General features: G+C 52.2%; 7 protein-coding genes. 5 read left to right on the top strand and 2 right to left on the bottom strand.

The annotated features are described in order from the left end of the window. Positions 1-113 precede the first annotated feature (113 nt). Entirely contained in the window at positions 114-671 is a 558-nt protein-coding gene (locus A0G03_RS12270; RefSeq protein ID WP_048263396.1) for a helix-turn-helix domain-containing protein, read from the bottom strand. A gap of 93 nt (positions 672-764) precedes the next feature. Here A0G03_RS12270 and A0G03_RS12265 point away from each other — a divergent pair, with 93 nt between their 5' ends. From A0G03_RS12265 to A0G03_RS12250, 4 genes are all read left to right on the top strand, one after another. Then, positions 765-1,949: a benzoate/H(+) symporter BenE family transporter gene (locus A0G03_RS12265; RefSeq protein WP_048263394.1), complete on the top strand. Its 1,185-nt coding sequence runs from the start codon at positions 765-767 to the stop codon at positions 1,947-1,949. Positions 1,950-2,076: 127 nt separating this feature from the next. Next, positions 2,077-2,913 (top strand): ABC transporter substrate-binding protein, encoded by an 837-nt coding sequence (locus tag A0G03_RS12260; RefSeq protein ID WP_048263391.1) that lies wholly within the window; start codon positions 2,077-2,079, stop codon positions 2,911-2,913. A 223-nt stretch (positions 2,914-3,136) separates the two neighbouring features. Then, the gene (locus tag A0G03_RS12255) at positions 3,137-3,880 is read left to right on the top strand and encodes an amino acid ABC transporter permease (protein WP_048263389.1); all 744 of its coding nucleotides are present in this window, start codon (positions 3,137-3,139) and stop codon (positions 3,878-3,880) included. 1 nt (position 3,881) lies between these two features. Further along, positions 3,882-4,610: an amino acid ABC transporter permease gene (locus tag A0G03_RS12250; protein WP_048263387.1), complete on the top strand. Its 729-nt coding sequence runs from the start codon at positions 3,882-3,884 to the stop codon at positions 4,608-4,610. Positions 4,611-4,689: 79 nt separating this feature from the next. On the opposite strand, the gene yieH is transcribed toward A0G03_RS12250, so the two are convergent. Continuing rightward, on the bottom strand, positions 4,690-5,355 hold the full coding sequence (gene yieH / locus A0G03_RS12245) for a 6-phosphogluconate phosphatase (protein WP_048263386.1): 666 nt from the start codon (positions 5,353-5,355) through the stop codon (positions 4,690-4,692). Positions 5,356-5,915: 560 nt separating this feature from the next. Here yieH and A0G03_RS12235 point away from each other — a divergent pair. Further along, positions 5,916-7,253, top strand: coding sequence for an NCS2 family permease (locus tag A0G03_RS12235; RefSeq protein ID WP_039294506.1), 1,338 nt, complete (start codon positions 5,916-5,918; stop codon positions 7,251-7,253). Positions 7,254-7,263: the final 10 nt, after the last annotated feature.

Raw genomic sequence — 7,263 nt, 5'->3', positions numbered from 1 at the left:
GCTTGCGCCATCCCTGGCGCAAACGCTTTACTCTTCTATTCCGTTACACCCGTTTTCGTTCGAGAAATAAGTTTGTCAACGGCCTGACGCCCTGCTTGCAGGGCGTTAATTTTTTAAGGGTAGTGAATCAGGTCGTGGAAGCGCACGGTAGTATCGGTAGGGTTGTGATAGCGGTGTTCTCTATCAGCAGCAAAGCGCAGGGCATCACCCGCGGACAATAAGTGCGTCTGCCCATCAACGGTCATCTCCAACTGGCCTTCCAGCACAATAATATGCTCGATCACCCTGTTTTCGTGCGGTGATGAGGTGCTGCTGGCACCGGCAGCCAGTTCAATAACTAACATATCGAAACGCAGCTTTTCATCGAAGGGAAAGAGTGGCACAACGTGCATTCCCGCCTCGTTTTCCCTGAATACTGAACCTGTCCCTGAGCGATACATCACGTCTTCATCCGCGAGTGTCGGTTCAATAAAGGTAGAGAACGCGACATTCATACCGGTCGCAATTTTCCACAGGGTAGCAACCGTCGGGCTAGATTCGCTACGCTCGATCTGGCCCAGCATCGCTTTGCTCACCCCTGTTTCTTCTGCTGCCCGAGTGAGGCTCCAGCCTTTCCCTTGTCTTAACGTTTTCAACGTATTGCCAATGCGGCTGGTTAGTTCATCAGACATCAATGCTGGCTCCCGCTTGTGCGTTATAGCGCACGCTGTTATGTTAGCGCTTCCTGTGCGTTATAGCGCACGATCAGAGTGAGATGCTATACCATGCCAGCGTCATTTGCGCTAAAAGATGTCACTTTTTCGACTCTCATCGCCGGTTTTGTTGCGGTGCTGGTGGGTTACACCAGCTCGGCCGCCATTATTTTTCAGGCGGCGGAAGCGGCGGGTGCCAGCGCGGTACAAATCGGCGGCTGGTTAACCATGTTAGGGATTGCTCAAGGGCTGGCTTCCATTAGCCTGTCGCTGTATTACCGTGCGCCGATACTGGCGGCGTGGTCAACGCCGGGGGCGGCGCTGCTGGTCACCAGCCTGCCGGGTACGTCGCTCAATGAGGCGATTGGCGTATTCCTGTTTGCTTCTGCGCTGATCTTTATCTGCGGGATCACGGGTCTATTTGCCCGCTTGATGAATGTGATTCCGCAGGCTATTTCTGCCGCGATGCTGGCGGGGATTCTGCTGCGTTTTGGTGCGGATGCGTTTCTCTCTCTGCAACAGGATTTCTGGCTCGCCTTCGCAATGTGCGTGACTTATTTGCTCAGTCGTCGCCTGATTCCTCGCTTTGCCATTGTATTAACGCTGCTCGCTGGCTTGTTGCTGGCATTATTGCGTGGGCAAATTGTGGTTTCTGATTCGCCGCTGGTGTTTGCCGTACCAGAATTTATTACGCCGCATTTTTCGTGGGCGTCTCTGCTGGGTGTTGGTATTCCGTTTTTCATTGTCACCATGGCGTCGCAGAACGCACCGGGCGTTGCCACGCTAAAAGCGGCTGGCTATCAGGTTCCTGTGTCTCCGCTGATTACTATTACGGCATTAATCGCGTTGATATTGACGCCGTTTGGCGGTTTTTCCGTGTGTATCGCCGCGATTACTGCAGCTATATGCATGGGATCGGATGTACATCCCGACCCGAAGAAACGTTATCTTGCTGCCATCGCGGCGGGTGGGTTTTATCTGCTTGCGGGCGTTTTTGGTGGATCTATCGGGCAACTTTTTACAGCACTGCCGCTGCCGCTGATTCACGCTATCGCCGGTCTGGCACTGCTCAGCACGATTTCAGGGAGCCTGTATCGCGCGTTGCTCGATGAAAAACAGCGCGATGCTGCGGTGGTGACTTTCCTGATCACTGCCTCTGGATTGACGTTGTGGGGCATAGGCGCGGCGTTTTGGGGGCTAATCGGGGGGATGATGACCTGGTTTATACTGTCAGCATACGCTGACAAGCCTCGCTGAATCGTCAGGATAATCTGCCAGAATACCGAAGTAACATAAGGTTATATTATAGCTTTTTATGTTATTTCCCGCGTTTTCACCCTGCTGATAGCCTGCTGTTAATATAGTAATAATTAAGGGGCAGGGAATGAAAAAGCAGATTTTGACAGTGACTTTGTTGGCTGGGTTGGCTTCCGTTTCTGGTGCTGCACAGGCAGATAAACTGGATGATATTCAGAAGGCGGGCGTGGTGAAAATTGCCGTCTTCGACAGCAATCCGCCGTTTGGCTATGTCGATCCGCAGAGCAAAAAGCTGGTGGGTTATGACGTGGATATCGCCGAGGCGATTGGTAAGGCACTGGGCGTGAAGGTTGAACTGCGCGCGACCAACCCCGCGAACCGTATTCCGTTGTTAAGCTCTCAGAAGGTCGATCTGATTGCCGCGAACTTCACCATTACCGATGAGCGCGCTAAGCAGGTTAACTTTAGTATTCCTTATTTCGCAACCGGACAAAAATTCATCGCCCGTAAAGGCGTGCTGAAAACGCCGGATGATATCAAAACGCTGCGCATCGGCGCGGATAAAGGCACCGTGCAGGAAATTACCCTGCGCGAGCATTACCCAACCGCCAAAGTAATTTCCTACGACGATACGCCGCTGGCTTTTGCCGCGCTGCGTAACGGTAATGTTCAAGCCATCACGCAGGATGATGCCAAGCTGGTTGGCCTGTTGGCTAACGTGCCTGATGCACAGAAGGCTGAATTCGAAATATCACCGTTCAGCATTACCAAAGAGTATCAGGGCGTTGGTATTCCGAAGGGCGAAGAGCGCCTGACAGCGAAAATTAACGACACGCTGATTAATCTGGAAAAGCAGGGCGAGGCGAAAACGATCTACGATCGCTGGTTCGGGCCAAGCACGAAATCATCCCAACCGCGTGGCGACTTCACCTTTGCCCCGCTGGATCAGCAACCTAAATCCTGATAGCTGACGCCTTCGGTGCTATGATCCCAGCCCTCTGCATTGCAGAGGGCATTTTTATCTAGGGTATATATTATTTATACCCCAAATAATTCGAGTTGCAGGAAGGCGGCAAGAGAGGGAATCCCGATGAACTTACTCAGGTAAGTGATTCGGGTGAGTGAACGCAGCCAACGCACATGCAGCTTGAAGTATTATGGGTATATGACAAAGAGAGATAAAACGTATGGATACGGCGCTGCAATCGCTTGAGTCGTGGCTGTTGGCTCCTCAATATCTCATCTGGCTGTGGAATGGTTTCCTGATCACGCTGGGCATTTCCCTCGGTACGGTCGTTCTGTCTACGGTGCTGGGTTTTCTGCTGGCGGCGGCCCGAGACAGCCAGATTCATGTGCTGCGCGGCGTTGTGGTGGCGTATAGCTCGCTATTTCGTAATACACCGCTGCTGGTGCAGCTGTTTTTCTGGTATTTCGGTGCTGGGCAACTGTTTCCTTCAGAGATGATGCAATGGCTGAACACTCCTCATTCCATTTCGCTGCTGGGGGCAACGTTAGCCTGGCCTTCTTTTGAGTTTTTGGCGGGTTTGGTAGGGCTGACGCTTTACTCCAGCGCGTTTATTGCGGAAGAGATCCGTTCCGGTATTCGCGGCGTGGCGCGCGGGCAGAAATATGCTGCGCATGCTCTCGGGTTAACAGGCTTTCAATCCATGCGCTATGTGGTGCTACCGCAGGCGCTAAAAATTGCTCTGTCGCCGCTGCTTGGGCAGTACATGAATATCGTCAAGAACTCGTCGTTAACGATGGCGATCGGCGTCGCTGAGTTGTCTTACGCGTCGCGTCAGGTGGAGACGGAAACCTTGCGTACGTTTCAGGCATTTGGCGTGGCGACGGTGTTGTACATCGTGATTATTGCCGTGATGGAAGGCTGGGGTATGTGGCGCCAGCAGCGCGGTCTGGCGGAGAGGCATTGAGATGGATTTTACTGTTATCACCGATAACATCGATTATTTGATGTGGGGCTCGTTCCCCGATGGTCCGCTGGGTGGCGCAGCGCTGACGCTGGTGATGAGTTTGTTTGCGGGAGTCGCGTCTGCCCTATTGGGTACAATTTTGGGCGTGGCGCTGGCGATGTCTCGAGGCGTGTGGAGCGCACTGTTGGCGATGGTGCTGGGGTTCTTCCGAGCGATTCCCGTCATCATGTTGATTTTCTGGACGTACTTCCTGCTACCGATCGTTTTTGGCGTCGATATCCCTGAAATTACCACCGTGGTTTGTGCGCTGGCGCTGATCGCCTCGGCGTATCTGGCGCATGGTGTGAAGGCTGGCATTGTCGCGATTGGGCGCGGTCAGTGGCAGGCTGGGCTATCGCTGGGGTTAAGCCGCTGGCAGGTACTATGGCAGATCGTGCTGCCGCAGGCGCTGCGGATGATGGTGCCTTCCTTTATTAACCAATGGATTTCCCTGATTAAAGATACCTCACTGGCTTACATTGTCGGGGTCGGCGAGCTGACGTTTCTCGCGACGCAGGTCAATAATCGCAGCATGGTTTATCCGCTGGAAGTTTTCCTGTTTGTCGCACTGGTCTACTTTGTGTTTTGCCTGTCGCTGGAGCTGCTGGCGAACGCAGTTAACGCACGTTTTAGCCAGCAGGAAAAACAGCCAAAGCGCCGCCTGCTATGGTGGCGAAATAAGCCAGCCTGAGGATGCTAATTGTTCATAAACCTATTTTGCAGAACGAAAATGGCGACCTTTTTCAGCAACCTTAAGTTAGCCTTTGCTACTACGCCGTGATATTCCAGCCCTTTTCGCGCCAGATTTGTGGCAATTCCCGCATATCGTCGAACATCGTGACCAGCGGGTGATGGATCGGCTGATTGTGGGGATCGGCGCAGTAATAGAACACCGGAATGCCCGCAGCGATGCCTGCCTGTACGCCAGCGGCGGAATCTTCAACCAGAATGCAGTGTTCAATAGGAAGCTGTAACTGCTCGGCGGCGTGATACAGCACCGCTGGGTCGGGCTTCCATTTCTTCAGATCGTAACCGCTATAGAGATGGTCGCCAAACAGATCGAGCATATGCGTCAGGCCGAGCGAATGCTGCATCTTACTGACTGGGCCGTTGGAAACCACCGCCATCGGGACAGTGATGGACTGCACTAACTCACGCGCACCCTCAATAGGTTGCAGGAATTCATCGAACAGATGCTTCACTTCCTGCCGGAAATGACGTTCCGCGTCTTCTACCGATACGTTTAAACCATGCTGCTGGCTGATGCGGGCAATAATCTCGTACAGCTTCACGCCCTTGTAGGTTTTTATCACCTCCTCCAGCGATAAATTCACCCCATACGGGATGAAGATATTCACATAAGCCTGACAACACAGCACTTCGCTATCCACCAGCGTGCCATCACAGTCGAAGAAGACGCATTCAATACGGGGCATGACCAATCCTTATCGATGAAATAAAGCAAATACCCTAATGCCGACCATGTAAGAACCGAGAAACACGTGGCGAGGCTCCCTGCGGGAACCTCGCCACGTGTTTCTCCTGAAAATGGACTTAAGTGATCAGTATTAAGTGATTACTCTTACTTTAACCAATTGGCCCAATATTGCGACCTATACTCGTCATACTTCAAGTTGCATGTGCGTTGGCAGCGTTCAGTCACCCGAATCACTTACTTGAGTAAGCTCATCGGGATTCCTTCTCTTGCCGCGTTATTCGGCTTTAGGCCTCATCCCTTCGGGATCAGCGCAAGCGCTGTTCAAAAACGCCTTGTCGTTTTTGTCCTGAAACTCGAATTATTTAGAGTATATAAAGCTATTTTCACCACAATATTGCAGAGAATTAAGGGCTTTCAACCGAGGGATTTCGGCGTAATAGCCATGAGGTTAATAGACTTTTCTTATTCGATGAAAAAAAACGTGGGATCAACGTAAAAACGCATAGTTTTGTTATAGGATACCCGACGACAGTTATTCCCTTCTTTGGATTGGTACTAATGAATAAATCACAACCTGGTCTTGCTACCGAGCAGGGCCTGCTGGAGCGCGTGTTTAAACTTAAACAACACGGCACGACAGCACGTACGGAAACGATTGCCGGTTTCACGACGTTTTTGACGATGGTCTACATCGTTTTTGTTAACCCGCAGATTTTGGGCGTGGCGGGGATGGATACCAAAGCGGTCTTTGTGACCACCTGTCTGATTGCGGCATTCGGCAGTATTTTAATGGGGCTGCTGGCTAACCTGCCTGTAGCACTGGCTCCAGCAATGGGGCTGAATGCATTTTTCGCTTTTGTTGTCGTGGGTGCGATGGGTCTGCCATGGCAGGTTGCGATGGGTGCTATTTTCTGGGGCGCAATCGGTTTCCTGTTGCTGACCATCTTCCAGATTCGCTATTGGATGATTGCCAATATCCCGCTTAGCCTGCGTCTGGGGATTGCCAGCGGTATCGGGCTGTTCATTGCCATGATGGGCCTGAAAAACGCCGGTATTATCGTTCCTAATCCTGAAACACTGGTGACGATTGGTAACCTGACATCACACAGCGTGCTGTTGGGTGCCTTGGGCTTTTTCATCATTGTGGCGCTGGCTTCACGTAATATTCACGCCGCAGTACTGATTTCCATTGTCGTGACGACCTCAATCGGTCTGCTGCTGGGCGATGTGACCTTTTCCGGTGTGTTCTCTATGCCGCCGAGCGTAACGTCCGTGGTGGGTCAGGTTGATCTGGCGGGAGCGCTGAACCTCGGCATGTCTGGCATTATTTTCTCCTTCATGCTGGTTAACCTGTTTGACTCTTCCGGTACGTTGATCGGTGTAACGGATAAAGCGGGTCTGGTAGATGCTCGCGGTAAGTTCCCGCGTATGAAGCAGGCGCTGTATGTTGATAGCATCAGCTCTGTGGCAGGTGCGTTTATCGGGACGTCATCCGTTACGGCGTATATTGAAAGCTCTTCTGGCGTATCCGTGGGTGGACGCACAGGCCTGACTGCTGTGGTCGTCGGCCTGCTGTTCCTGTTGGTGATCTTCCTGTCACCGCTGGCGGGTATGGTGCCTGCCTATGCCGCCGCTGGTGCGTTGATTTACGTGGGCGTATTGATGACGTCCAGTCTGGCGCGTGTGAAGTGGGATGATTTGACGGAAGCCGTTCCGGCCTTTATTACCGCTGTGATGATGCCGTTCAGCTTCTCAATTACTGAAGGGATTGCGCTGGGCTTTATTTCTTACTGTGTGATGAAGTTGGCGACGGGTCGCTGGCGTGAAATCAGCCCTTGCGTGGTTGTGGTTGCGCTGCTGTTCCTGCTGAAAATTGTGTTTATCGACGGGCATTAATTTGTTCGTG

The sequence above is a fragment of the Pectobacterium peruviense genome (genome assembly GCF_002847345.1).
Classification (GTDB): Bacteria; Pseudomonadota; Gammaproteobacteria; order Enterobacterales; family Enterobacteriaceae; genus Pectobacterium; species Pectobacterium peruviense.
This window is presented reverse-complemented; position numbering and strand designations above follow the sequence as displayed.